This window comes from Streptomyces sp. NRRL F-5727 (genome assembly GCF_000719555.1).
Taxonomy (GTDB): Bacteria; Actinomycetota; Actinomycetes; order Streptomycetales; family Streptomycetaceae; genus Streptomyces.
In genome coordinates this window covers 1-408 of the sequence record NZ_JOGX01000164.1, presented here as the reverse complement: position 1 = coordinate 408, position 408 = coordinate 1, and the positions used below count along the sequence as shown (strand labels likewise).

The following is a 408-nucleotide window of genomic DNA, read 5'->3' as shown; positions in this document are numbered from 1 at the left end:
CCCTCCTGGATCCGGGCGCCGGCGCCGTCGTTCAGCGAGACCAGCGGCGCGCCGGCCGCGATGGCCATGTCCATGATCTTGTGGATCTTCGTGGCGTGGGCCTCGCCCAGCGCACCGCCGAAGATCCGGAAGTCGTGCGCGTAGACGAACACCGTCCGGCCCTCGACCGTGCCCCAGCCGGTGATCACACCGTCGGTGTACGGCTTCTTCGCCTCCAGGCCGAAGCCCTGCGCGCGGTGCCGGCGCAGCTGCTCGACCTCGTTGAAGGAACCCGGGTCGAGGAGCAGCTCGATCCGCTCACGCGCGGTCAGCTTGCCCTTCGCGTGCTGGGCCTCGGTCGCGCGCTCGCTGGGGCCGGCCAGCGCCTGCTCCCGCAGGACGTGCAGTTCGGCGACGCGGCCACGTGCG

At 72.1% G+C, this 408-nt stretch carries 1 protein-coding gene; it reads right to left on the bottom strand.

Features of this window, described 5'->3' with window-relative positions:
* On the bottom strand, window positions 1-408 hold a 408-nt coding region (locus IF73_RS0137180; RefSeq protein ID WP_031016001.1), incomplete at both ends, for a carboxyl transferase domain-containing protein.